At 64.9% G+C, this 25,093-nt stretch carries 20 protein-coding genes; 12 read left to right on the top strand and 8 right to left on the bottom strand.

Annotated features, from left to right (window positions below):
- Positions 1 to 41: 41 nt before the first annotated feature.
- Complete coding sequence (locus ACYVKQ_RS04390; RefSeq protein ID WP_460575998.1) at positions 42 to 1,268, bottom strand: Glu/Leu/Phe/Val dehydrogenase dimerization domain-containing protein; 1,227 nt, start codon at positions 1,266 to 1,268, stop codon at positions 42 to 44.
- 260 nt (positions 1,269 to 1,528) lie between these two features.
- Between ACYVKQ_RS04390 and ACYVKQ_RS04395 the strand changes: the two genes are divergently transcribed.
- Entirely contained in the window at positions 1,529 to 1,837 is a 309-nt protein-coding gene (locus ACYVKQ_RS04395) for an ArsR/SmtB family transcription factor (RefSeq protein WP_059071745.1), read from the top strand.
- A gap of 183 nt (positions 1,838 to 2,020) precedes the next feature.
- Here ACYVKQ_RS04395 and hemA read toward each other — a convergent pair whose 3' ends face one another.
- The gene (gene hemA / locus ACYVKQ_RS04400) at positions 2,021 to 3,295 is read right to left on the bottom strand and encodes a glutamyl-tRNA reductase (RefSeq protein ID WP_460576000.1); all 1,275 of its coding nucleotides are present in this window, start codon (positions 3,293 to 3,295) and stop codon (positions 2,021 to 2,023) included.
- Positions 3,296 to 3,724: 429 nt separating this feature from the next.
- On the opposite strand from hemA, the gene ACYVKQ_RS04405 reads away from it, so the two are divergent.
- The gene (locus ACYVKQ_RS04405) at positions 3,725 to 4,909 is read left to right on the top strand and encodes a sensor histidine kinase (protein ID WP_460576002.1); all 1,185 of its coding nucleotides are present in this window, start codon (positions 3,725 to 3,727) and stop codon (positions 4,907 to 4,909) included.
- Positions 4,910 to 4,987: 78 nt separating this feature from the next.
- On the opposite strand, the gene ACYVKQ_RS04410 is transcribed toward ACYVKQ_RS04405, so the two are convergent.
- The 3 genes from ACYVKQ_RS04410 to ACYVKQ_RS04420 all read right to left on the bottom strand — a co-directional run bounded on the left by ACYVKQ_RS04410 (position 4,988) and on the right by ACYVKQ_RS04420 (position 7,296).
- Positions 4,988 to 6,055: a lipocalin family protein gene (locus ACYVKQ_RS04410; RefSeq protein ID WP_460576004.1), complete on the bottom strand. Its 1,068-nt coding sequence runs from the start codon at positions 6,053 to 6,055 to the stop codon at positions 4,988 to 4,990.
- Between the two features lie 68 nt (positions 6,056 to 6,123).
- The gene (locus ACYVKQ_RS04415) at positions 6,124 to 6,654 is read right to left on the bottom strand and encodes a peptidase associated/transthyretin-like domain-containing protein (protein WP_460576006.1); all 531 of its coding nucleotides are present in this window, start codon (positions 6,652 to 6,654) and stop codon (positions 6,124 to 6,126) included.
- Positions 6,655 to 7,023: 369 nt separating this feature from the next.
- Positions 7,024 to 7,296, bottom strand: coding sequence for a hypothetical protein (locus ACYVKQ_RS04420; protein WP_460576008.1), 273 nt, complete (start codon positions 7,294 to 7,296; stop codon positions 7,024 to 7,026).
- A 135-nt stretch (positions 7,297 to 7,431) separates the two neighbouring features.
- Here ACYVKQ_RS04420 and ACYVKQ_RS04425 point away from each other — a divergent pair, with 135 nt between their 5' ends.
- The 6 genes from ACYVKQ_RS04425 (at position 7,432) to ACYVKQ_RS04450 (ending at position 16,837) form a co-directional block, all read left to right on the top strand.
- Positions 7,432 to 9,207, top strand: a complete 1,776-nt coding sequence (locus ACYVKQ_RS04425) for an amino acid permease (RefSeq protein WP_460576010.1) — start codon at positions 7,432 to 7,434, stop codon at positions 9,205 to 9,207.
- Positions 9,208 to 9,338: 131 nt separating this feature from the next.
- Positions 9,339 to 14,225: a DUF3320 domain-containing protein gene (locus ACYVKQ_RS04430; protein WP_460576012.1), complete on the top strand. Its 4,887-nt coding sequence runs from the start codon at positions 9,339 to 9,341 to the stop codon at positions 14,223 to 14,225.
- A gap of 6 nt (positions 14,226 to 14,231) precedes the next feature.
- Positions 14,232 to 14,543 (top strand): hypothetical protein, encoded by a 312-nt coding sequence (locus ACYVKQ_RS04435; protein ID WP_460576014.1) that lies wholly within the window; start codon positions 14,232 to 14,234, stop codon positions 14,541 to 14,543.
- A gap of 24 nt (positions 14,544 to 14,567) precedes the next feature.
- A complete protein-coding gene (locus ACYVKQ_RS04440) occupies positions 14,568 to 15,176 on the top strand; it encodes a transposase (RefSeq protein ID WP_460576015.1) in 609 nt (202 codons plus the stop codon).
- 69 nt (positions 15,177 to 15,245) lie between these two features.
- Positions 15,246 to 16,229, top strand: coding sequence for a lipid A-modifier LpxR family protein (locus tag ACYVKQ_RS04445; RefSeq protein WP_460576017.1), 984 nt, complete (start codon positions 15,246 to 15,248; stop codon positions 16,227 to 16,229).
- A 38-nt stretch (positions 16,230 to 16,267) separates the two neighbouring features.
- Positions 16,268 to 16,837, top strand: coding sequence for a hypothetical protein (locus tag ACYVKQ_RS04450; RefSeq protein WP_460576019.1), 570 nt, complete (start codon positions 16,268 to 16,270; stop codon positions 16,835 to 16,837).
- A 7-nt stretch (positions 16,838 to 16,844) separates the two neighbouring features.
- On the opposite strand, the gene ACYVKQ_RS04455 is transcribed toward ACYVKQ_RS04450, so the two are convergent.
- Together ACYVKQ_RS04455 and dusB are read right to left on the bottom strand one after the other, a co-directional pair.
- Entirely contained in the window at positions 16,845 to 17,813 is a 969-nt protein-coding gene (locus ACYVKQ_RS04455) for a DMT family transporter (RefSeq protein ID WP_460576021.1), read from the bottom strand.
- 186 nt (positions 17,814 to 17,999) lie between these two features.
- The gene (dusB, locus tag ACYVKQ_RS04460) at positions 18,000 to 18,989 is read right to left on the bottom strand and encodes a tRNA dihydrouridine synthase (RefSeq protein ID WP_460576023.1); all 990 of its coding nucleotides are present in this window, start codon (positions 18,987 to 18,989) and stop codon (positions 18,000 to 18,002) included.
- Positions 18,990 to 19,160: 171 nt separating this feature from the next.
- On the opposite strand from dusB, the gene ACYVKQ_RS04465 reads away from it, so the two are divergent.
- The 4 genes from ACYVKQ_RS04465 to ACYVKQ_RS04480 all read left to right on the top strand — a co-directional run bounded on the left by ACYVKQ_RS04465 (position 19,161) and on the right by ACYVKQ_RS04480 (position 23,729).
- Positions 19,161 to 20,225, top strand: coding sequence for a CPBP family intramembrane glutamic endopeptidase (locus ACYVKQ_RS04465; protein WP_460576025.1), 1,065 nt, complete (start codon positions 19,161 to 19,163; stop codon positions 20,223 to 20,225).
- 49 nt (positions 20,226 to 20,274) lie between these two features.
- The gene (locus tag ACYVKQ_RS04470) at positions 20,275 to 21,225 is read left to right on the top strand and encodes a phosphatidate cytidylyltransferase (RefSeq protein WP_460576027.1); all 951 of its coding nucleotides are present in this window, start codon (positions 20,275 to 20,277) and stop codon (positions 21,223 to 21,225) included.
- 319 nt (positions 21,226 to 21,544) lie between these two features.
- The gene (locus ACYVKQ_RS04475) at positions 21,545 to 22,834 is read left to right on the top strand and encodes a Glu/Leu/Phe/Val family dehydrogenase (RefSeq protein ID WP_460576029.1); all 1,290 of its coding nucleotides are present in this window, start codon (positions 21,545 to 21,547) and stop codon (positions 22,832 to 22,834) included.
- A 214-nt stretch (positions 22,835 to 23,048) separates the two neighbouring features.
- On the top strand, positions 23,049 to 23,729 hold the full coding sequence (locus ACYVKQ_RS04480) for a phosphatidylserine decarboxylase (protein WP_460576031.1): 681 nt from the start codon (positions 23,049 to 23,051) through the stop codon (positions 23,727 to 23,729).
- Between the two features lie 85 nt (positions 23,730 to 23,814).
- On the opposite strand, the gene ACYVKQ_RS04485 is transcribed toward ACYVKQ_RS04480, so the two are convergent.
- Entirely contained in the window at positions 23,815 to 24,990 is a 1,176-nt protein-coding gene (locus ACYVKQ_RS04485; protein WP_460576033.1) for a glutathionylspermidine synthase family protein, read from the bottom strand.
- Between the last annotated feature and the right edge of the window lie 103 nt (positions 24,991 to 25,093).

The following is a 25,093-nucleotide window of genomic DNA, read 5'->3' on the forward strand; positions in this document are numbered from 1 at the left end:
CAGCATGACGTTCATGGTTGGCTATTCCAATATAGTTTGGGTTACACCAGTTGGCGCAGTGCCAGCTCAAACGAAGTGCGCGCCAGGTGCAAGTCGCGCCCCTGCGCGTGGGTGCGCTCCAGGGCGCGCTGAATGGTGCGCGAGATGTCGCTGAAAATGGCCTGGTCCGTGATTTCCGCGTTGGTTTCCATCAAGTAGGCAAACACGCGCGCCATGCCGCAGTTGGCAATGAAGTCGGGCACCAGGGCCACGTGGGCATCGGCGTACTCGCCGGTGGGGCCGAAGAAGATTTCCGGGTCGGCGAAGGGCACGTTGGCCCCGCAGCTGATGACTTCCAGCCCGCCCGCAAGCAATTGCTCCACCTGCTCCCGCGTGACGAGACGCGAAGCGGCAGCCGGCACGAAGATTTCGGCGCCCGACGACCAGATATGCTTGTTCACTTCGTTGAAGGAGAGGAGGTTGTCGCCGGTCAGCGCGTTGCCCTGGCGGTTCAGCATCAGGTCCTTGATTTCCTCGAAGGCGAAGCCCTCCGGCTTAAGCAGGCCCCCGGCCCGGTCGATGATGCCGGTGATGCGGGCGCCCTGCTGGGCCAGGTAGTAAGCGGCGGCGGCGCCCACGTTGCCCCAGCCTTGGATAATGGCCCGCTTGCCGGCCACGTCCTGCCCGGGCCAGAGCTGGTAGTAGTGGCGCACGGCCTCGGCCACGCCGTAGCCGGTGATGAGGTCGGCCACGGTGTAGCGGCGCGCGCGGTCGGGCGTGTACTGCTCGTCTTCCACCACCTTGATGACGCCCTGGCGCAGCTGGCCCACTTTCTGGATCTTCTGCGGCTCGCTGGCGCGGTAGTGGCCCGTCACGATGCCCTCCTGCGGGTGCCACAGGCCGTAGTCCTCGGTGATGGGAATGACTTCGTGGATTTCGTCCACGTTCAGGTCGCCGCCGGTGCCGTAGTAGTTTTTCAGCAGCGGAATCACGGCGCGGTACCAGCGTTCCAGCACGCCGCGCTTGCGCGGGTCCTGCGGGTCAAAGTTGATGCCCGACTTGGCCCCGCCGATGGCCGGCCCCGACACGGTGAACTTCACCTCCATGGTCTTGGCCAGGCTTTCCACCTCGCGCTTGTCGAGGCCCTTGCGCATGCGGGTGCCACCGCCGGCCGCGCCGCCGCGCAGGGAATTGATGACGACCCAGCCTTCGGCCTCGGTTTCGGAATCTTTCCACTCAAAGACAATTTCGGGACGCTTGTTTTCGAAGGTGGCCAGTAAGTCGCGCATGCTCAGCGGGTAAGGAAGGGGGTGGGAGGGAGAATGGGATGCCGCGCCCCAAGGCCGGAAGACGCTCCGTGTGGCCGGCGGCCAAAGGTACGGCCACCGCGGCAATAGGCCGAAACCGGGTCCAGCAAACCCCTCAGGCAAAGCTAGTAGTCCCGGAATGAGTCAAAAAGCGCCGTTGTATAGGAACTTTAGAGTATAGGTAGCACGTATTACGCTTACCGTATTGCCACGGAGTCCTAATTCCACCTCTTGTCGTCTCCATGAAACCACTGCTTTCGCGCGTAGAATCGAAGAAAGTGGATAAGGCTGCCGCGATGCTCAAAGTGCTGGCTCACCCCAAGCGCCTGGCCATCGTTGATTTGCTTGGTAAAGAAGATAAAATGACCGTGACGGAAATCTACCGCACGCTCGGATTACCACAAGCCATAGCTTCTCAGCACCTTATCACCTTAAAAGACCGCGGCATCCTCTCGTCGTTTAAGGTCGGCACCAAAATCTACTACTCCCTATCCATTCCCAAGCTGCTCGACGTGATTGACACGCTCGAGGGGTGTTGCGATACGATGTAAGGAGAAGGCTTCCTCATTGGCTTTCCAGCACGAAGGCCCTGCTTCTACCCACGGAGCAGGGCCTTCGTGCTTGTTCAGGCGAGTTACCTTTGCCAGGTTCTTCCGGCAGATAGCCCAGCCCGCAAACGACAGCGCCACCGCGGGCGGGCGGTGGCGCTACATCACAGGGGACAGGGAAAGCAGCTAGGCCGTGGCCGCTTGCCGCTCCAGGTCGAAGAGGTCGTTGAGCACGTCGATAACCTGATCGGCTTCGTCGCGCTTGCAGGCGGCCTTGAGCTGCAGCACGTGCTGCTTCAGGATCTTCTGCATCAAGGACTTGGTGATGTCGTCGAGGCGTTTGGCTTCTTCGGTCGATACTTTTTTCTGGTAGCGGTCCAGTTCTTCCTGGCGCAACTGCTCCAGGGCCCCCTTGATTTTCTGAATCACCGGCGACACCAGCATTTCGCGGCTCCACTCGTCGAGGCCCGCCAGGGTTTCGCGGATGATGGCCCGCACCTGCGGCACGGCGGCCAGGCGGCGCTCCACGGCGGCCGTGGCGCGGCTCTGGATGGCGTCGATGTTGTAGAGAAGTACGCCCGGCACCTGCTCCACGTCGGCCTCGATGCTGCGCGGCACGGCCAGGTCGATGAAAAACTTGTAGCTGAGCACCTCCAGGCGCTCCACCATGTCGACGGTGAAGTAGGGCGTGTCGCGGGCAACGGAGGAGATGATGACGTCGGAATCCTGCAGGGCTTCGGCCAGGTTTTCAAAGTCAATGACCTTCAGGCCTTCGCACTCGGCGGCCAGGGCTTCGGCCTTGGAGCGGGTGCGGTTGCAGATGGTCACGTCGGCAAAGCTTTTGTTGCCGGCGAGGTGGCGGCACACGTCGGCGCCGATTTCGCCCAGGCCCACCACCAGCACGCGCGGGTTGGCTACGTCGGCGGTCAGCTCTTCCACCAGCTCCACGGCGGCGTAGGAGGTAGACGCGGCGCCGTCGCGGAACGAGGTTTCCTGCTGTACGCGCTTGTTGGTAAAGAACACCGAGTGCAGCAGGCGGTGCAGGAAGGGGCCGGCCGCGTCGGCGTCGGCCGACCACTGGTAGGCCTGCTTGACCTGGTTGCTGATCTGCAGGTCGCCCACTACCTGCGCGTCGAGGCCCATGGCCACCTCGAAGAGGTGCAGCGCCGCGTCGTCGCAGGTGTTGCGGACGGTGAAGTACTCGTAATAGTTGGCAATGTCGGCCACGCCCTTGAGCTGACCGAGGGCCTCGATGATGGCGGGGCTCTGGTCGCGTTCGGCGGCGTAGTAGATTTCGGTCCGGTTGCAGGTGCTCAGCACGAGCAGGTCCGAGAGGCCAAGCTCTTGGTGCAGCGTGTCGAGAAAGCGACGGCAGGCCAGTTCATCCAACGCAATCAGCTCGCGAATCGCGAGGGGTGCGGTTTTATAGGATAGCCCTACGGCCTTAAACGGGTGGGTCATAGCTGGTGCTACGGGCGACGTAGAAGTGGAATGCAAAATTACGGTGCATTTTGCTAGGGTAAAAACCCCAAACCATGTACGGAGGTTCGATGCCGGGGTGAACTGCGTTTTTGGCGGGTTAAACCGGGTTAAGGCCTCGGGCAACTGACAAAAATCATTTGCGCGGCGCCCTGCCAAAGCGCCTTGGCAGCAGCGGGTTAAAGGTAGACCGCCCGGAGCGCGGCGTCAATCGCCCAATGATGTGAGAAAAAGCGGCGGGTGGGGCCACGAGGAAAGATGGGCGCAGCTTTTAGCAGGCGGCGCGAAGCGTTGAGCCGGTGGAACCAGCGGCTTGGGCATCGGTGGCGGCCTTGGCTGCGTACTTTCGCAGTCCGTGTACGCGTTCAAGGTGGCTGATTGGTTGCCCGTTGCGGCGCTATTCCTTCGTCTGTGCTCCCCATTTACGACCAAAAATCCCGGATCAAGCTGCTCATCGTGGTGTTGGCGCTGGTTATCGGCGCCGTCACCGTGATTTATACCAACCTGCTGGTGCGCCGCCTCTCCGAGCGCGAACAGCAGCAGATCAACTTGTACGCCCGCACGCTCCGCTTTCTGATCAGCACGGAAGTGGAAGACGTGAACACGGCCTTCCTGAAAACCGAGATTATCGACGCCAACCGCACGATTCCGGTGATTCTGGCCGATGGCGACGGCAATATCATCGACTACCGCAACCTGACGATTCCCGAGAATCTGAACGAACTGCGCAAGGACGCGCTGCTGCGCAGCGAGATAGCCGATATGAAGGAGCAGCACCCGCCCATCGTCGTGGAAATCGGGATGGGCGTGCGGCAGTATATTTATTATAAGGATTCGCTGATTCTGAACCAGCTACGCACCTACCCGTTGGTGCAGCTGGCCGTTATTGCCTCCCTGGGCGTCATTGCCTACCTGGTGTTCAGCACCTCGCGCCGGGCCGAGCAGAACCGCGTGTGGGTGGGCCTGGCCAAGGAGACGGCCCACCAGCTGGGCACGCCGCTGAGCAGCCTGATGGCCTGGCAGGATTACATGCAGTCCTCGGAGCGCTTCCAGGGCGAACCGGTGGTCGAGGAGCTGGCCAAGGATGTGAAGCGTCTGCAGATCATCACGGAGCGCTTCTCCAACATTGGCTCGGTGCCCATCCTGAAGGACGAAGACATCCGCGATGTGGCCGAACGAGCGGTGGACTACCTGAAAGTGCGCGTGTCGCGCAAGGTGGCTTTCAAAGTAGAAAGCCTGCTGGAGCCCGGCGCCACGGCCAAGGTAAACGTGCCGCTGCTGGAATGGGTCATTGAAAACATCTGCAAAAACGCGGTGGACGCCATGGACGGCCGCGGCTCCATCACCATGGTCATCCGCCACGGCGGGCGCCACAACAAGCAGATTGCCCTCGACATCACCGATACGGGCAAGGGCATTCCCAAAAGCAAGTTCGAAACGGTGTTTCAGCCGGGCTTCACCACCAAAAAGCGGGGCTGGGGCTTGGGACTAGCCCTGGCCAAGCGCATCATCGAGAACTACCACAACGGTCGGCTGTACGTGCGCTGGTCGGAGGTGGGCAAGGGCACCACGTTCCGGGTGCTGCTGAACGGGTGAGATCTTAGATCAGGAAGCTGAGAGCCAAATACTTAGAACGACTAAGCCACCATTGATCTACGTTCTCGCTTCCAAGCTCTATCTATTGGTGATTTCCACGTAGGCGTTGCCCGTCACGGGCTGGCCGTGGTGGGTGCCTGTGACGCGGCACATGCCTTCCCAGTAGTTGAGCGGGGGCAGGGCTTTGAACAGCTTCAGGCTGAGCTCCTGCTCCGGTACCAGCGGCTCCACGGTGAGGTCGTAGCCTTTGGCGGGCACGCGCACGCGCCAGCGGGCCGGGTAGCGGCTGCCGGTGCGCGGGCTTTGCCAGTGGTCGATGGGTTCCAGCTGGAAATCCTTGGCTTCCAGGTGCTGGTTTTCGCCCTGCGGCCCGAAAAGTGAACCGCCGCCGATCCGCTCCTGGGTTTTCTTGTTGTGCACGGTGTAGAGCATCAGGTCGTCGCGCGTTTCGTGCAGCTGAATGCTGAGCCAGTCCCAGGCAATGTGGCGCTTGTTGACGCTGCCGCAGTTCCACTGCCGGTCATACCACAGCTCGCCGCTCACGGAGCGGGCCTGCCCGTCGAGGGTCAGCGTGCCGGTGGTACTGAGGCGGGGGTAGCTGTAGTAGCCGGCCTTGGCCACGGGCCCGTACTGCTCGTAGCCGGTGCCGCCGTGCAGCAGCACGGGCTTGGCCGGGGTCGTGGTCAGCTCAAAGCCGGTGCCGGGGTGAGTGGTCAGGCCGGCCTTGAGCTGGTAGCGGCCTTCCTGGCCGTCGAGCGACCAAAGTTGCTCAGCCTTGGGCAGGCGCAGACGAATGGGCAGCGAATCGGGCAGGATGCGGCGTTGCGGCTGCAGGGCGTAGTCGTAGTGGAAGCGCTGCTGCTTCGGGTCCGTCACGGCCACGTTCACCATCAGGTAGTCGCGCTTGCCGGAGGGGTTGAAGTGAAAAAACACGTACTCGATGCCGTACTGCTCGCCCGACTGCTGGTCGCGCAGGTGACCGGTGAAGTACCACCATTCCACGGAATTGCGCACGTGCACGGCTTCTTCACGCGGCAGCTGGGCGCGGTCCTCAGACGTGTCGTGGCGGGTGGTGGGCTTCAGGATACATCCGGTGGGACCGGTGAGCAGGAGCAGGGCGGTGGCGGCCGAGAGCAGCTTGTTCATCGGGATGGATAAGCCGCGGCGCGGGCGAAAGGTTTCGACTGGCGGGGCCAATCAAAGCACCCGGCTATTTAGTGCGGGCCCTGCTGGGGCCGGGGCAGGGAGGAGGTTTTGCCCAGGCGGCGGACTTCGCGCCGGGGCAGGGCTGGCAGAGGCTTGGGTTGGGTTACCACGGAGTCGCGCTGCACCAGCAGGCGCAGCAGCGAGTCGGCAGGGCGCTCCAGAAACGCCACCGGCAAGGCTTGGGGCCGAAACGCCCGAACCTGGATTTGCAGGGTATCAACGGGCGTCGTGGCCAGCTGCTCAGCGGTCAGGTCGAAGGTGAAGTAGCCCTGCTCGTCGCTCTGGGTGGCCAGCGCCAGGCGCTTCAGCCACAGAGAGGCCGTCGGTAGGGGCTCCTGGGTGTAGGCGTCGAACACGCGCCCGCGCAGCTGCCGGGCCACTGTATCCGGGAGCAGGGCGGAGTGGGCAGCAGCCGGCGAGGCACCAGGAGCGGGGCGGAAGCCCGAGCTGGTCAGCCAGGCCGCTCCGAGGGCCAGGCAGGTAATAGAAGCACGTAAATAAGCCCGGCTGCTACGGGCTGATAAATTGAAAAAGCGCATAAAAGGGGAATGAGGGCGCGCAAGGTACGCAATGCGGGCGCGGGCGGTTAGGCCCGGCGCGTAGTCGGCCTGTCCCGTGGCTGCCCGGCAGTCAGCGCAGCCAGTCTTCCAGTTGCAGCAAGGGGGTACGTTGCGGCGGCTCCGGGAGGATGATGTGGACCCCAACGGAAACCGCGCCGCCCAGTATCGTTAGCTGCGTCTGTGGTTGTGCCCATACCTCTAGTTCATTGGGCTGGCTTTCAGCTGACTCGGTCGGCGCAGGGGCGGCCGGGCGTGGCGCCTGTGGCCGGATCAGCAGCGGCTGCAACTTTTGGTAGGGCCGGTCTAGGCGCTGGGCCGCGGCGTGGCTGGGAGTTAGTGCCTGCAGCGTTAGGGCAAGGCCCCGGCCGCCAGCCAGGCCGGCCAGCGCGGTGGCACGGCCTGTGGGTGGACGGAAAGCGGGCGGCCAAGCTGCCCAGGGCGGAAGCGGCCGCAGATCCGGTTGGTGGGGCGGGCAAACCAGCCGAGCAGCTCCGGGTCACTCATGCCGGTGAAGTCGACCACCATTTTTTCGCAGCTGCCGCAGTAGCGGCCACCGGCCACGGGCGTCATCTGCTCCCAGTTGGCGGGGCAAGGCTGGGGAACGGATAAGGACGCAGCCATGGGAGGCAAGTATGTAATAAGCGGCTGACAATCAACCCAACGCTAGCACGGAGCCGGAGGGGCCGATAAGCCCAACGCGCAACGCCGCCGCATTATTTTCTATCTTTTGGGCCTCCAAAACCTATTCTCCCCGCTTTGCCTCCCTCTACGCTTCCTCCCACGCGCACCGCCGGCCTGTTTCGGCGTAAGGCGCTATCCGACCTGCTGGCCAACCCCCCGGCCGACGAAGACCTGCACGGCTCGCACCCCGGCGAGCATAGCCTGGCCCGCCACCTGACGGTGCGCGACCTGACCGCGCTGGGCATTGCGGCCGTCATCGGGGCGGGCATCTTCAGCACCATCGGCAACGCCTCCCACGACGGCGGCCCGGCCGTGTCGCTGCTGTTTGTCTTCACCGCCATTGCCTGCGCCTTTTCGGCGCTGTGCTACGCGCAGTTCGCCGCTACCATTCCGGTGTCGGGCTCGGCTTACACCTACGCCTACGCCTCCTTCGGGGAGCTGGCCGCCTGGATTATCGGCTGGGCGCTGATCATGGAGTACGCCGTGGGCAACATCGTGGTGGCCATCAGCTGGTCGGACTACTTCACCGGCCTGCTCGAGGGCGTGGGGGTGCACGTGCCCATCTGGCTGACCATGGGCATGCAGAGTGCCCACAAGTACTACAACGAGGTGCTGGCCCTGATGCAGGCCGGCAAGCCGCTGGCCGAAGCCTCGGCCGCGCAGCTGGAAGGCTACAAAGCCTGGGCCGCCGCGCCTGAGCTGCCGGGCGGCTTGCGCCTGGTTATCGACCTGCCGGCCGGGCTTATCACCCTGGCTATTACCGCGTTGGTGTACGTGGGTATTAAAGAGTCGAAGAATGCCTCCAACCTGCTGGTGGTGCTCAAGCTGGCCGTGGTGGCCGTGGTTATCCTGGTCGGCGCCTTTTACGTGAAGCCCGAAAACTGGAGCCCCTTCGCCCCGAACGGCATTGGCGGCGTACTCAAGGGCGTGTCGGCCGTGTTCTTCGCCTACATCGGCTTCGACGCCATCAGCACCACGGCCGAGGAGTGCAAGAACCCGCAGCGCGACCTGCCGCGCTCCATGATTTACTCGCTGATTATCTGCACGGTGCTCTACGTCATCATCACCCTGATTCTGACGGGCATGGTGAACTACAAGGAGCTGGCCGTGGGCGACCCGCTGGCCTACGTGTTCAACAAGGTGGGCGTGGAGTGGCTGGGTGGCGTGGTAGCCGTGTCGGCGGTGCTGGCCATGGCCTCGGTGCTGCTGGTGTTCCAGATCGGGCAGCCCCGCATCTGGATGACCATGAGCCGCGACGGGCTGCTGCCCAAGGTGTTTGCCCGGGTGCACCCCAAGTTCCACACGCCCTCGTTCTCGACCGTCGTGACGGGCTTCTTCGTGGGCGTGCCGGCCCTGCTGCTGAACATGGACCTGGTGATTGACCTGACGAGCATCGGTACTTTGTTCGCCTTCGCGCTGGTGTGCGGCGGCATCCTCGTCATCGACCCGCACGGCACGAGCAACGCCCGCTTCAAGGTGCCCTACCTCAACGGGCGCCTGCTGGTGCCGCTGCTGCTGCTCATCGTCGGTGGGCTGGTGTTCGTGTACAACCGCGACAACATCAACGAGTTCTTCCGGCTGGTGAGCTTCACCGAGGGCTACGAAGGCTTCCGCCACCAGATTCCGATGCTCGTGTTCCTGATTGCCTGCGTGTGGGTGGCTGTGGTATCGTTTCGCAAGAACCTCTCCCTGCTGCCCGTGCTCGGCCTGCTCACCAACCTTTACCTGATGACGCAGCTGGGCATAAGCAACTGGTTGCTGTTCGGCGCCTGGCTGATTATCGGCCTAGCCATCTACTTCAACTACGGTTTCAAGCATTCCAAGCTGAACAAGACGGCCGCGGCGCGGTAGCACAGTGCCGCTTCAGCTAGCCCGGCCCCAACGGCAAATCAGCCGTTGGGGCCGGGCTTTTTTTGCACGCCCGGTTACCGACTGCTATACTTGACGATGGTTCGTGCCATTCCTAGTTGTTTGTGCCTCTTATGGAATCCGCTACCGATTCGTTTGTAACTCCCGTGTCCCTCACCACCCGCCTCGACGCCTCCCGCCAGGAGCTGCTCGACCTGGGTTTGCGTAATCCGCTGCTCAACTTCCGCCCCTCGAAAGCCCAGGGCGTGACGGTGGTGCAGGAAGAAGCAGCGCAGGTGCTCGACATCCTGGTGCGCCAGGGCAAAACCATGTATTTCTCCGCTGCCCCCGAGCCCATCCGGAAAAAGCCCGTAGAGGCCCGCGCGGAAGCCAGTGAGGCGGCTGTGGCAGGAGAAGTTGCTACGCAAGAGCTTGCTGTGTCGGGCGGCGAACCGGGCGAAGCCGAAGTGCCGACGCTGGAGCACTACCTGGAAGAGCACCCGCCCGCGGAGCTTTCCGGGGCCGCGCAGCAGGCCCTGCTCACCGACAACCGCCTGCAAACGGCCGAGCCGCTGGCCCGGCTCGAAACCCGCCTGCTCAACACCTATTACACGGCCCGCACCAGCCTGGAGGAAACCGGCGTCAATATCCTCTACCTGGCCCTGGGCCAGCTCAGCTGGTACGAAGCCGACAGCAGCTCCGAGCCGCGCCATGCCCCGCTGGTGCTGGTGCCGGTGGTGCTGGAGCGCGGCACCGTGGCCGAGCGGTTCAAGCTCACTTACTCCGGCGCCGAGGTGGAGGGCAACCTCTCGCTGCAGGCCCGCCTGAAAGCCGATTTTGGCCTGCAGATGCCTTTGCCCGACTTCGACAACCAGTCGCTGCCCGAATACTTTGCCGCTGTGCGCGAGGCCCTGGACGGGCGCAGCCGCTGGCGCGTCAAGGCCGATGCCATTGCGCTGGGCTTCTTCTCCTTCAGCAAGCTGATGCTGTACCGCGACCTGGACCCGGCCACTTGGCCTGCCACGGCCGAGGGCACTTCGGCGCTGCTGGAGCACCCGGCCATCCGGGCCCTGCTCGACCACGAAACCGGCTTCGACGATGCCGCGCCGAGTGTGGGCGAACAGGCGTTTCTGGACACCGAAAGCCCGGCCCACGAGCTGCATCAGGTGCTCGACGCCGACTCCTCGCAGCTGCTGGCTTTGCTGGCCGTGCAGGAAGGCCGCAACCTCGTGATTCAGGGGCCGCCCGGCACCGGCAAGTCACAGACCATTGCCAACCTGCTGGCCGAGGCCATCGGCGCGGGCAAGAAAGTGCTGTTCGTGGCTGAGAAGATGGCCGCGCTGGAAGTGGTGAAGCGCCGCCTCGACGCGCTGGACCTGGGCGTGGCCTGTCTGGAGCTGCACAGTCACAAAGCCAACAAGAAAAGCCTGCACGACGAGCTGAAGGCGACGCTGGCCTTAGGCCGGCCCGCGGCCCCGGCGGCTGCGCAGGAACAGGTCGCTCAGCTGCCACGCTACCGCCTCGCCCTCAACGACTACGCCCAAGCCGTGAATGCGCCCATCGGCCGCAGCCGCCGCACGGCCCAGCAAGTGGCGGGCGAGCTGCTGCGCCTGCGCGCCGAGCAGGGCGCCGTCGAGCTGCCGCGCATTCCGTTCGGCGGGCTGCCTGAGTGGACTGATGCCGACGCCGCCCACGCTGAAGACTTGGCGGCCCGCCTGCAGGCCACGCTGCTCAAAACCGGTGCGCCCCGGCAATTGCGCTTCTGGGGTAGCGAGCTGACCGTACTGTTGCCCGCCGACCAGGACCAGCTGACCCGGCACCTGCAGCAGGCTGCCGCGGCCGTGGCCGCGCTGCAACAGCAGGCGGAGGCCTTGGCCCGGCACCTGCAGCTGTCAGTACCGGCTACCCGCGCCGCTGCCGAGGCCCTGCTGCCGGCCGCCCGCCACGCGCAGCTGGCCCCGGCTCTGGCCGGCGTGGCCGTAGCCGATGCGGCCTGGGCGCAGCAGGCCAGGGCGTTGCACGAAATCATGGAAGCCGGGGCCGCGCACCACGCCCTGCATCAGCAATACGACGCCCTGCTGCTGCCCGAAGCCTGGCAACAGCAGTTGTTGACGGAGCGTGCCGCCGTGCTGGCCTACGGCGACAAGTGGTGGAAATTCCTGAGCGGCGACTTCCGCCGGGCGCGCAAACGCCTGCAAAGCCTGTGGCGCACGGCCCTGCCCGCCGAGCCCGCCGCCCTGGTCGCCGCCATCGACGCGGTGCACGACGCCGGCCGCCACGCCCAAACCGTGGCCGACGCCCGCAGCCTCGGCCAGCAGCTGTTCGGGCCGGCCTGGCAAGAGCTGCGCTCCGACTGGTCTGCCCTACGCCGCACCGCCGACTACCTCGCCCTGACCCACCAGCGCATTCAGCGGGGCGAGCTGCCTGCCGCCCTGCTCGGCTACCTGAGTGGCACTGAGCAAAACGCGGCGGATCAACACGCGTCACCAGACGAGCTGAGCAAGCTGCTGGCTAGCCTGGAAGCGGCGCTGGCGCAGCACCGCGCGGCCGTGCAGGCGGTGGTAGAGGCGCTGCGCCTGAACGAGGCCCGCCGCTTTGGGCCCGACGGGCGGCTGCAGTTTCAGCCCTTCGCGGAGCAGAGCGCCGTGCTGGCTGCCTGGCAAACCCACCTGCCCGAGCTGCACCTGGCCACGGAATGGAACAACGTAGCCGCCGCGGCCCAGGCCGAGCACCGCCCCGAGCTGCTGGTGCTGGCCGAAGCCTGGCCCGACGCGGCGCAGCACCTGCGGGCCGCCGTGCGCCAGACCTGGCTGGAATTTCTGCAGAAGCAGGCCTACGAGCAACATCCGGCGCTGCGCCAGTTTGAGCGGGCCAGCCACGAGGAAACCGCCGCCCGCTTCCGCGCCGCCGACCGCGCCAGCCTGCTGCACAACCGTGCCCGCGCCATGACGCGCCACCACGACGGCCTGCCCAACCCGCAGCTGCCTACGGCCGGCGGACAGATGGGCATCCTCAAAAATGAGTTTGCCAAGAAAACCCGCCACCTGCCCATCCGCCAGCTCATGCAGAAGGCCGGGCAAGCAGTGCAGGCCATCAAGCCGGTTTTCATGATGTCGCCGCTGTCGGTGGCCAGTTTTCTGCCGCCCGGCGCGGTGGAGTTCGACCTGGTGGTGTTCGACGAAGCCTCGCAGGTGAAGCCCGTGGACGCGCTGGGTGCCGTGGCCCGGGGCAAGAAGCTGGTAGTGGTGGGCGACTCCAAGCAGCTGCCGCCCACCTCCTTCTTCGACTCCCTGACCGGCACCGGCGAGGCCGCCGACGAGGAAAACGTGACGGCCGACATCCAGAGCATCCTGGAGCTGTGCAAGGCCCGGCAGATGCCCGAGCGCATGCTGCGCTGGCACTACCGCTCGCTGCACCAGTCGCTGATTGCGGCCTCCAACCACCTCTTCTACGACGACAAGCTGGTGATTTTCCCCAGCCCCGGCGGCCAGGGCCAGCTGGGTTTGGTGTACCATCACCTGCCCGAAACCTACTACGAGCGGGGCACCACGCGCACCAACCCGCGCGAGGCCCAGGCCGTGGCCGAAGCCGTGCTGCACCACGCTCGCACCACGCCCCGGCTTACGCTGGGCGTGGTGGCCTTCAGCACCGTGCAGCGCCAGGCCATTCAGGATGCGCTGGAGGTGCTGCGCCGCCAGCACCCCGAAACCGAGGCCTTCTTCGCCGCGCACCGCCACGAGCCGTTCTTCATCAAGAACCTGGAAAACGTGCAGGGCGATGAGCGCGACGTGATGCTCATCAGCATCGGGTACGGGCGCACCAAGGACGGCTACCTCTCGATGAGCTTCGGCCCGCTGAACGGGGAAGGCGGCGAGCGGCGCCTGAACGTGCTCATCACCCGCGCCAAGCAGCGCTGCGAGGTATTCACCAACCTCACGGCCGACGACCTTGACCTGAACCGGACCCGCGCCCGGGGCGTGGCCGCGCTCAAAACCTTCCTGAACTTCGCCCAGCACGGCTGCCTGAACCAGAACGAGGAAACCGGTCGCGAGATGGAGTCGCCCTTCGAGGAAGCGGTGTACCGTGCCCTCACGGCCCGGGGCTACCAGCTGCGCCCGCAAATCGGTTCCCAGGGCTTCTTCATCGACCTGGCTGTGGTCGACCCCGACCAGCCGGGCCGCTACGTGCTTGGCATCGAGTGCGACGGGGCCATGTACCACTCGGCCCGCTCAGCCCGCGACCGGGACCGGCTGCGCCAGCAGGTGCTGGAGGCCGTGGGCTGGCGCCTGCACCGCATCTGGAGCACCGACTGGTTCCGCGACCCGGCGCGCGAAACCGAGCGCGCCGTGCAAGCCATCGAAGAAGCTCGTCACCTGGCCGCGCTGGATGAGCCCGACGAGCTGGAAGAAGAGCTGCTGCCCGAACCCGCCACGCTGGAGCGGGAGGAGCCGGCCGCGCCCACTGCCAACCCGGCCGTGGAGCCCTATCAAGTCGCCCTGCTGCCCGATGCTATCCGGCAGCAGGAGCTGCACCAGCACGGGCTGGGCCAGCTGGCAAAGTGGCTAAGCGTGGTAGTGGGTGTGGAAAGCCCCGTGCACCTCGAGGAAGCCACCCGGCGGCTGGCCCACGCCAGCGGGGCTACGCAGGTGGGCGCCCGGATGCGGAAAGTGGGGCGCGATGCGGCCCTGCTGGCCCATAACCTGCACTACCTGCGCCGGCAGGGCGACTTTCTGTGGGCGCCGGCCATGCAGCAGCCCTCGTTGCGCGACCGGAGCCAGTTGCCCGCCATTTCCCGCAAGCTCCCCTTCGTAGCGCCCGAAGAGCTGGCCCTGGCCATGCGTACCGTGGTCGAACAGAGCTTCGCGCTGCCGAGGGAGGCCGTGTTTCTGCCCGCCGTGCGCCTGCTGGGCTTTGCCCGCCTCAGCGACGACATGCGCCAGCAGCTGGAGCCCGTGCTGGCCGGACTGCTAGAGCGAGGTGAGCTGCTGGAAATGAATGGGATATTGAAGCCAGCCGGATAAGCAGGTATGAGTAATCTTGACCGGGTGAAAACGTGGGTGGAGGCGGGTAAGCAGGTGGGGAAAGTTATCCGCTACGACCGGGACGGTCAGCCCAGCTGGTTTTCCGTTGGCATTCAGCGTTGGGATGGGGAATATCTGCTCTATGTGTCCGAAATACTGGAAGCAAACATGGTTGCGGAGCAGTTTCTCCGCGACGAAATCATTGCTTATGCCAGCTTTGAAGAATTGCTGGTGGCATATAAGCAGCAAACGGATATTCTGATACTGGAACTGACTCCGCTCAAGGGACAAAGACTATTCAACCCACTTTGCCGCTAGTCAATATCCTTCTGCTATAGGCCTATGAGTGCTTTATTGCCCGGCGAAACCATCCTGCTCACCCTGCGCCTGGCCGGCTCCGTCCCGGCCCGCGCCGGTCGCGAATTGCAGCAGCAGCGCGTAGCCGCCCAGGAAGCCGCTCGCACGGCCGCTACCGCCGAAGAAGCCCGGGCCGCCCAGCGCCGCGCCGACAAACGCTTCTTCGCCGACTTCGATGCCCTGCTCGACGCGGCCAAAGTCGGGGGCGGCTACCTGGAAAAAGAGAAGATATCCGAAGCCGTAGCCGGGGAGCTGCTGATGCTGGAGGAGCAGGGCCTGCGTGTGCCCTGCTTCGTGCTGACCTTCAACCACGTGCATGCCGTGCTGCACCAGCCCGCCGGCCACAGCCTGTCGCTCTACAAAGCCTTGGAGCTGCTGCACCAGCGCACCGCCCAGCAGGCCCGCCGCATCCTGCGCGGCCAGCTGCCCCGCGAGGCCGACTTCTGGCACCCCAGCCCCCACGAGCTGCCCATCCTCGACGCCGACGAACTAACCCGCGTGCAGGCCTACCTGCTCGGCCACGCCGCCCGCCTGAAGCTGCCGCCGCGCTACCACGAGTGGCCCTACCGCTACGCCGCGGCGCCGACCCGCTGAGGTCGCACGGCAACCGGCAACCCAAGGGCGGTGCCCACCCCGTATGTAGGGCTCCCGCCAGTTGTCTTCATGCCCTACCGCTGCCTGCTTTTTGGGCTGCTCCTGCTGCTCAGCGGCCGGGCAGCCGCCCAGCGCCACGTTCCCGCCGATAGCACCGTTAGCACCGACCGGCTAGTGGCCTACCGGCTGGCTAACGACGCCTACTTCAAAACCGACTATTACTTCACCCAGGGCATGCTAGGCATGGTGGTGCACCCGGCGCTGCGCCACCTGCCGGGGGCGCGGCTGCTGCGCTTGGGCGGAGCCGCGCTGGTTCAGCATTTCGGCCTGCGTCTGTCCTACGATGGGTTCACGCCCCTGCGCATTCAGGACGCGTTTATCCGCCGCGGCGACCGGCCCTACGCGGCTTACTTGCATTTGGAGCTACTGCGCGCCGCTACCGACCGGGCGCGCCGCCGGCGCCTGACCACCGCGCTCGGCCTGGGCGTCATCGGGCCGGCGGCTGGGGCCAAGGGCTTTCAGACCAAGCTGCACCGGGCGCTGGGCGCCCCCACGCCCCGCGGCTGGGACTACCAGATTCGCAACGATTTGGTGCTGAGCTATACCGCACGGCTGGAGCAGCAGCTGACCGCGCTGGGCCGCGCCGCCGAGCTGATTGGGGGAGGAACGGCCGTGCTGGGCACCTTGCGCACCTACGCCGCCGCCGATGCCCGCCTGCGCGTAGGGTTGTTCCAGCCGTATTTCGACCACTTGGGCGTAGCGGCACAAGTCAACCGGGGCGGGCAGCGCCGCTGGCAGCTCTACGCCGCAGCGTGGGCGGAAGGGCGGCTGGTGGGCTACGACGCTACTTTACAAGGCGGCCTGCTGCGGCGCGACAACCCCTACGAACTGCCCCCCGGCGCCGTGCGCCGCACGGTGCTGCGCGGCACGGGCACGTTGGGCCTGGGTTATGCCGGGCTGCGGCTGGAAGCCTCGGCGGTGCAGGTGAGCCCCGAGATGCGCGGCGGTCGGCGCCACCGCTGGGCGCAGCTGGAGCTCATGACGGCGTTTTAGACGCCCGTCGTGCGGCTTACTGATGTAGCTTTGAGGCAATGAAGTACGCCGCGTGCATGCTGGTGGCGCTGGGAGGCGCGGCACCGGCCCTGGCCCAGGACGGGGGCGTGACCTTTCGCGTCGACGAGCAGGTGGCCGTGTGGCTGCCGGCCCAGCCCCAGGAGCAGAACGTGGGGCAGACGTTGAAAGCCGCCAACTCGTCCCGGCAGAACGACCCCATGGTGCACACCACGCAGGCCTACCGGCTCGAAGACGCGGCCGCGCTCTACATCATCGTGCGCATTCCGCTGGGGCAGCCCCCGCAGTTGCCGGCCGATCCGCAGGTGCGCACCGATTACTACAACGTGCGCTACATCCCGCTGGCCATGCAGCAGGCCCGCGGCACCCTGGAGGAGCAGGCCATTGATATGCAGCCAGGCTACGATGTGATTACCCTGAAGTACCGCGCGCCTACCGTCACCGGGGCCACGAGCACCAAGTACCTGCGCACCACCATGATTGGCAGCGTGATGTACCAGCTGCACTACATCCCGGCCGACGGCGTCGGCGACGCGGACCGGGTGCAGCGGGAGCGGTTCTTTGGCTTCACCACCCCGGCCGCCAAGTAAGCCCGCTTTACTTCGCGCGGTTCAGGATGAACACGCTCAGCAGAATGATGACCATGCCCACCAGGTGCCAGGCGTTGATGACTTCGCCGTCGAGCACGCCCCAGCCCAGCGCCACGATGGGCACCAGGTAGGTGTTGGACGAGGCGAACAGGGCCGTGGACTGCTGGATAAGCTTGTTGAACAGCACCATGGCCACGGCCGTGCTCAGCGTAGCCAATAGGGCAATGTAGCCGAAGGCCTCCCAGGCGCCGGGCGCGTGCTGCAGCTTATATAGAAAATCGGTGCCCAGCAGCAGGTACACCGCCGCCGGCCCGCCGATGAGCATGAGCAGCAACCCGGTAACCGCCACCGAGGGAATGCCGTGGAAGTGGTGCTTGATGATGTTGATGCTCACCCCGTAGCCCAGCGTGGCCAGCACGATGTAGAGTCCGTACCAGGCGTTGCCCTCACCCGTGGGCGTGGCCTCGCCGCCGCTGCCGCCCAGGCCCATGAGCACCACCGTGCCCAGCAAGCCCGCCGCAATGCCCACCGCCCGCAGCCAAGTGATGCGCTGCCCGAAAAACAGCGCACCCATCAGCAGGGTGAAGGCCACAGTGAGGGCATTGAGTACCCCGGCCAGGCCCGAGGCAATCTTGGTTTCGGCGTAGGCAAACAGGAAAGCCGGAATGAGCGTGCCAATTACGCCGCTCAGCAGCAGCCACTTAAATCGGCTGCGCTCCACGCGGCGCACGTACTTGAGCGAGAAGGGAAACAGCAGCAGGGCGGCTACCGTCACGCGGGTGGCGCCCAGCTCCAGGGCCGAAAACACCACCAGGCCCTTCTTCATCAGGATAAACGAGGTGCCCCAAATGCAGGCCAGCACGATGAGCAGCAGCCAGGCGGCCAGCGTGGTGGGCTGGTGCGGGGGCGGACCGGCCACGGTGGGAGAGGCAGGAGCCGCGGCGGCTGCGGGGGCAGGAGTAGAGCTGAGTGACATGGGCCGCAAAGGTCGCAACATCCGGGCAGGTAGTTGCGCCGGATTCTTGCGGCATTTCCGAAGACGTGCCATTCTAAGCAACGCGCAGGCCCTTGCCACCGCCGAACAGTCGGCTCAAGTGTGGCAAGGGCCTGCGCGTTGTGGGCGTCAGCAGGAGGAGAATAGCCAGAAAGTTGAGCTCCCGGCTTAGTCGGCCAGCACCGCCTCGCTCTGGGCAATTTCGGCTAGGATGGCGCGCACCTCGTCGGGCGTGGCGGCTTCCACCAGCTGGGTGCGCCACTGCTTGGCGCCCACCAGGCCCTTGAAGTAGTGCGCGTAGTGGCGGCGCATCTCGAAGATGCCCACCTTGGGGCCCTTCCACTCGATGCTCTTCTCAAAGTGCAGCTGGCAGGCGCGCACGCGCTCTTCCAGGGTGGGCGGGGCCAGCTTCTCGCCGGTGGCCAGGTAGTGCTTGATTTCCTGGAAGATCCACGGGTAGCCGATGCTGGCGCGGCCGATCATGATGCCGTCGACGCCGTAGCGGTTCTTGTACTCCAAGGCCTTCTCGGGCGAGTCGATATCACCGTTGCCGAAGATGGGAATCTTGATGCGCGGGTTGTTCTTAATGGCCGCAATCAGGCGCCAGTCGGCTTCGCCCTTGTACATCTGCACGCGGGTGCGGCCGTGCACGGTCAGCGCCTCGATGCCGATGTCCTGCAGGCGCTCGGCCACTTCCTCCACGTTCTTGGTGGAGTCGTCCCAGCCCAGGCGGGTTTTCACCGTCACGGGCAGGTGCGTGGCTTTCACCACGGCCTCGGTCATCTGCACCATCTTGGGAATATCGCGCAGCAGGGCCGCGCCGGCACCCTTGCAGGCCACCTGCTTCACCGGGCAGCCGTAGTTGATGTCGATGAGGTCGGGGCCGGCCACGGTGCTGATCTTGGCGCACTCGGCCATGGTCTGCACGTCGGAGCCAAAGAGCTGAATGCCAATGGGCCGCTCGTAGTCGAACACGTCGAGCTTCTTGCGGCTCTTGGCCGCGTCGCGGATCAGCCCCTCCGACGACACGAACTCGGTGTACATCAGATCCGCCCCGCCCTGCTTGCACACGGCGCGAAACGGCGGGTCCGACACGTCCTCCATCGGGGCGAGCAGCAAGGGGAAATCGGGCAGGGCAATGTCGCGGATGTAAACCACAGCGGAACTGGTTAGCGTATTTTGCGCAAATTTACGACAGAAGGAAGTAGCGGGCCGGATGGATGGCGCAACGGGTGTTTCGGCCAACGAAACTGACCGTCAGCGGCTTGCCGGAAGCTTCCCCCGCCGCCCGTTTCCGTACACCTACTCGGTACTCAATTCTAAACGCTCATGAAAGGTTTCGCGCGCACCGAAGACACCCTGCACCCCGGCTTCTCCCTGATGCTGCTGGTGCTGCTCGTGGTCGGGGGCATGTGCGTAGGCTTTTTCGTGGCCATGCTCCTCATCGGTGCCCTTTACGGCACCGATGTGCTGATGCGCTCCACCGCCATCATTGCCGCCCCGCAGGCCCACCCCGAGGGCTGGGGCGTGCTGATGCTCATGCAGGGCGTGCCGCTGCTGCTGGGCTTCGGCGGCGGGGCGCTGCTGCTGCCCATCGTGCGGGGGCTGAAGCCGTTGCCCTACTTTCAGCCGCGCCGGCCGGTGCCCGCGTTCTGGCTGCTGGCAGCCGTGGTGCTCATCGTGGTGAGCGTGCCGGCCATGTCGGTGCTCATTGCCTGGAACGCGGGCCTGCACCTGCCGCCCGCCTTGTACCAGTGGGAAAAAGCGGCCCGCCTCTACGAAGACCAGGCCCAGGTGCTCACCACCTTCCTGACCAAGTTTACGTCCTTCAACCGCTTTCTGATTGCGCTGCTGGTGGTGGCCGTGGTGCCCGCCATTGCCGAAGAGCTGACCTTTCGCGGGGTGGTGATGCGGCAGTTTACCCGCTGGACCAAGTCGGTGCACTGGGGGGTGTGGCTGTCGGCGGCGGTGTTCAGCGCCATTCACGTGCAGTTTTTCGGCTTTGTGCCGCGCTTGCTGCTGGGGGTAGTGCTCGGCTACCTGTTTGCCTGGAGCGGCAACGTCCTTGTGTCGATGGCCGCGCACTTCGCCCAGAATGCCCTGCAACTGCTGCTGCTGTACCTGCAGCAGCGCGGCACCATCGCCTTCGACGCCGACAGCAACGAGGCGCTGCCCTGGTACTGGGCCTTGCTCTCGGCCGTGCTGACGCTGAGCCTGCTGTACTGGCTCTACCAGCAGCGCGTGCAGGCCGCCGCGCTGCCCGTTGGCGAGGCCCACACCCTCACCGGCCACGGCGTGCAGGTGCGCACGCCCGGCGCGCCGCTCGTGGCGGGGCACACGCTCACCGGCCACGGCATCGAGGCGCCGCCGGCGCCGGACCGCCCCACGGCCTAGGCTCCGGCCGCCCTTTTCCTTTACTCCGCTTCAGCGCTTCCCACCCGCTTTGACTTCGTCTACGCCTTCTCCCTCCGCCGCCGAACCCGCCGCTGCCCAGAAGCCCCCGGGCATGTCTAACATGTGGCAGCGCATCATTTCGGCCAGTATCGGCGCGGCGCTGCTGCTGGGCTCCATTTGGTTTAGCTCGTGGACGTTCGGCCTGTTCTTCGGCCTGGTGCAGGCCCGCATGCTCTGGGAGTTCTACCGCATGATGAAGGAGCAGGGCTTCAAGCCGGCGGCGTTTATAGGTTGCGGAATAAGCTTGCTGGTTTTTGCGTCGATTTTCGTTGCGGCCCATTATCCGATGGGTGGTGTAGGGACGCCATCAGCAAATCAGCAGGTGTTAAGTAACGTAGCGCCATTGCTGATGGGGGCCACCGTTGCCGTTGCGGTGCTGTTGCCCATTATCTTGCTGCTGCGCGAAATGTACTGGTGGCCCCGCGACGAGCAGCCTTTCTCGCCCTTCGCCAATGTCGGCGTGGCCCTGCTGGGTTTGTTCTACGTGACCCTGCCCATGAGCGGCCTCAACGTGCTGGCGTTCGGGCCCGCGGGCTACGACCACCGCCGCATCTTCGCTTTGCTGTTCCTGATCTGGTCGGCCGACACCGGCGCTTATATTGCCGGCAAGAACTTCGGTAAGCACAAGCTGGCGCCCGGCATTTCGCCCGGCAAAACCTGGGAAGGCTGGGCCGGCGGCGCGCTGCTCACCCTGGCCGTCGGCTGGGCCCTGGGCTACCTCATTCCCGAGCTGCCCCTGAGCCACCGCCTCGTGGCCGCCTTGGTGGTGGCCGTCTTCGGCCCGCTGGGCGACCTGGTCGAGTCCATGCTCAAGCGCAACGTGGGCGTGAAGGACTCCGGCCGCATCATGCCCGGGCACGGCGGCCTGCTGGACCGCTTCGATGCCTTCCTGTTCGTGGTGCCCGTGCTGGTGGTGCTGCAGCTGCTCTTCGGCGGGTAGCGCGCCTTTTAATTCCGGGCCCGGTAGCTGTGGGCCGTGACGCCGGGCCGCAGCGGCCAAATCACGGGTACGCAGGCTGGACGGGCGTATAAGCGGGCGGCGGTGCGCCTCGGCTGGGGCGTACCGGGGCTCTCGCACCACCCAAGGGCGACGCTTATTCCGGCTGGCTAACGGCTGTAAGCTTCGTGTATCCGTATTGGGGAATCCTAGTACCTTTGACGCGCTTTTTCCGCCCGCTGGCTTGGCTGCTCGGCTAGCTTCGGGCGGCGCTGTTTCTGCATTCCCCCATTTCCCAACCCCCTTTTACCCGACCAACAGCATGGCTTCTACTACGGTGTACAAAGAGCCGGCCCCCAAGGTGGACCGCGAAAACCCGCTCGAGTCGATGATGTCACGCTTCAACGTGGCCGCTGACATTCTCGGCCTCGACGACGCGACCTACAACGTGCTCAAAGCCGCCGACAAACAAGTCATCGTGCACATTCCCGTGACGATGGACAACGGCCAGGTGCGCGTGTTCGAGGGCTACCGCGTGGTGCACAACACCGTGCTCGGCCCTTCCAAAGGCGGCATTCGCTACGATAAGAACGTGCACCTCGACGAGGTGAAGGCCCTGGCGGCCTGGATGACGTGGAAGTGCGCCGTGGTGGACATTCCCTACGGCGGCGCCAAAGGCGGCATCATCTGCGACCCGACCACCATGTCGGCCGGCGAGATTGAGCGCCTGACCCGCGCCTACACGCTAGCCATGAAGGACGTGTTCGGTCCCGACCGCGACATTCCGGCGCCTGATATGGGCACCGGTCCGCGCGAAATGGCCTGGCTGATGGATGAATTCAGCAAGACCGTGGGCGCCACCACCCCGGCCGTCGTGACGGGCAAGCCCCTGGTCATGGGCGGCTCGCTGGGCCGCACCGAGGCCACCGGCCGCGGCGTGATGGTGTCGGCGCTGGCCGCCATGAAGAAGCTGGGCATGGATCCGGCACAGTCGTCGGCCGCCGTGCAGGGCTTCGGCAACGTGGGTTCCTGGGCCGCCAAGCTGCTCTGCGAGCAGGGCGTGAAGATCAAGGCCGTGTCCGACGTGTCGGGCGCGTACTGGAACGAGAATGGCATCAACATCGACGAGGCCATTGCTTACAAGAACGCCCACAAAGGCCGCCTCGACGGCTACACCGGCGCCACGCTGATGGACAACGCCGACGACCTGCTGACCCTGGACGTAGATGTGCTGGTGCCCGCCGCCGTGGAGGACGTCATCACCGAGCACAACGCCCACGACATCAAGGCCAAGCTCATCGTGGAAGGCGCCAATGGCCCGACTTCGGCTTCGGCCGACCCGATCATCAACGAGAAGGGCATCATGGTGGTGCCCGACATCCTGGCCAACTCCGGCGGCGTGACGGTGTCCTACTTCGAGTGGGTGCAGAACCGCCAGGGCTTCAAGTGGACCGAGGAGATGGTGACCGAGCGCGCCGACCGCATCATGTCCGACGCCTTCGAGAAAGTGTACGCCACCAGCCAGAAATACAACATTCCGATGCGCATCGCCGCCTACGTGGTAGCCATCGACAAAGTCGCCCAGACCTACAAGTTCCGCGGCAGCTTCTAACGGCTGGCCGGCACCGATTTTTCTGCCCGCCGAAAACCAGGAGCCGGCAGCCTTAGTATTGAGTATAGCCCGGGCCGCGAGGTCCGGGCTATCTTTGTAACCGCACGACTCACCCGCTTCCCGTTCCTCCGTTTCCCATTTTGCCGCTCGTCTGTTTTGCCTGATTGATTTCTGAATCAGCTATATCGGATCAATCAGCGCTAATCTGCGATTTATGAAAATCCACAAAGAAGGTCGCCGCATTCTGTTTTTCACGCTGTTGGCCCTGTTGGCCATCAACCTGCTGCTGTATCAGTTCAATGAGCGCGGCGTGGGTTTCAACCGCGTGTTTTCGGGCGTGTCGGTGGTCGCCTTTCTATTGCTGCTGCAGTTTTTCCGCAGCCCCTTCCGCAACCTGCTCACCCACGAGGACATTGTCATTGCCCCGGCCGACGGCAAGGTGGTGGTGATTGAGGACGTGCACGAGCCGGAATTCTTCGACGGGGTGCGCAAGCAGATCAGCATTTTCATGTCGCCGATCAACGTGCACATCACCCGCAACCCGGTGTCGGGCACGGTGAAGTACTTCAAGTACCACCCCGGCAAGTACCTCGTGGCTTGGCACCCGAAGAGCAGCACCAAGAACGAGCGCACCACGGTGGTGGTGGAAACCGAGGCCGGCCCGCAGGTGCTGTTTCGCCAGATTGCCGGCGCCATGGCCCGCCGCATCGTGTGGTACGTGAACGAGGGCGACGAAGTCAGCCAGGGCGAGGAGTTCGGCTTCATCAAGTTCGGCTCCCGCGTGGATGTGTTCGTGCCCGTGGATACCGACGTGAAAGTGCAGATCGGGGAAAAGGTGAAGGGTGGACAGACCGTCATTGCCCAGCTCAAAACGCCCGCGCCGACTCTATTTTAAGCACTGACTTGCTAGGTGATTGAACGCAGTGGTGCCACGGCTCAAAGCCGTGGCACCACTGCGTTCAATCGTTTACCAGATCCGTTTACCCCGTGATGATGTGCGGCACGAACTCCGATAGGTTCGTGATAATGCCCTCGGCCCGGCGGAAGCTGATGGCGCTGGCTTCGCCGGCCCAAAACACACCGGCTTGGTAGCGGCGGCCCTGCGCGTCCTGCGGAAACTCCAGCCACTGCTGGCGCACCTGCGGCTGCTCGACGAAGTCGCCTTCTTCGGCGTGCTTTTGCTGCCCGTGCTCGATTTCGGTCAAGTTCTGGCCTTCGCGGCCGAAGATGGGCTTGCGTACGAAGTGACCCGTTAGGTCTTGCATGCGGGCCTCTACCAGCAGCGGGTGGTGCGGAAATACTTCCCAGAGCCGCGCCAGCATGGCCTTGCTCTGGAACAGCAGGCTGTAGGCGGGGTTGGCGATAATCACGTCGCGGCTGAGCAAAAGCTGGGTCAGGTCTTCCGTCAGCTCGGGCTCCTCCTCGGCCAGCAGCTCCCAGGGTACCAGCTTGAACACGAAGCCGAAACGCTGCCACTGCCCCGAGCGCACCTCGGCCCAGGCTCCGCGGTCTTGCCCATCCACCGACACCTGCATGGCATCGACAGGGCAGACGTGCACGCTGGTGAAGCCGGCGGCGCGGGCCGCTTCCGCCAGCACCGTGCAGTTGGTTTCGTCTTCCGCGCTGCCGGGCAGGTGCACCAGCAGCAGGCTCGGGTCGAGGTCGGGGTTGAGCTGCTGCCACTCGCGCAGCTGCAATTCCAGTCCTTCGAATAGGCCGTTGGCCTGCTGCTGGTCCTCGGGGCGGCCGGCGGCCATCAGGCTGGCCCACTGCACCACGGCCGTTTCCGGGATGCTGGTGGCGGTATCGGCGTTGAACTCCACCAGCTTGGGGCCCTCGGGCGTGGCGGCCAGGTCGAAGCGGCCGTAAAGGTGCCAGTGCCGCTCGTCGTTCCAGGAGTGGCGCACGGCCTGCCACAGGTTCGCGGGGATGCCCAGCTGCTGCAGGAAATCGTCGGTAATGGGCTCGGGGACGGCCTGCACCAGCATTTCGTAGAGCGAGTCGGCCGCTTGCAGCAGCTCCTCGGCTTCGGCTTCGGTCAGCTCCACGGCTTCGCGGGCCAGGTAGGCGGCGCAGGCGTCTTCCACGGCCCAGTCCCAACCGAGGCGGTGGATGGCCGGTTCAATATCCCCGGTGAGGGGCAGCAGGCGAATCATGTCTGGTAACGGGGAAGGAATAAGGAGGAATGAAGAAGGAACGGGGAAAGGTGACCTAGCAGTTGATACGATCAAGCTTTTCTCCTCATTCTTCCCTCTTCGC

Source organism: Hymenobacter coalescens (assembly GCF_054783195.1).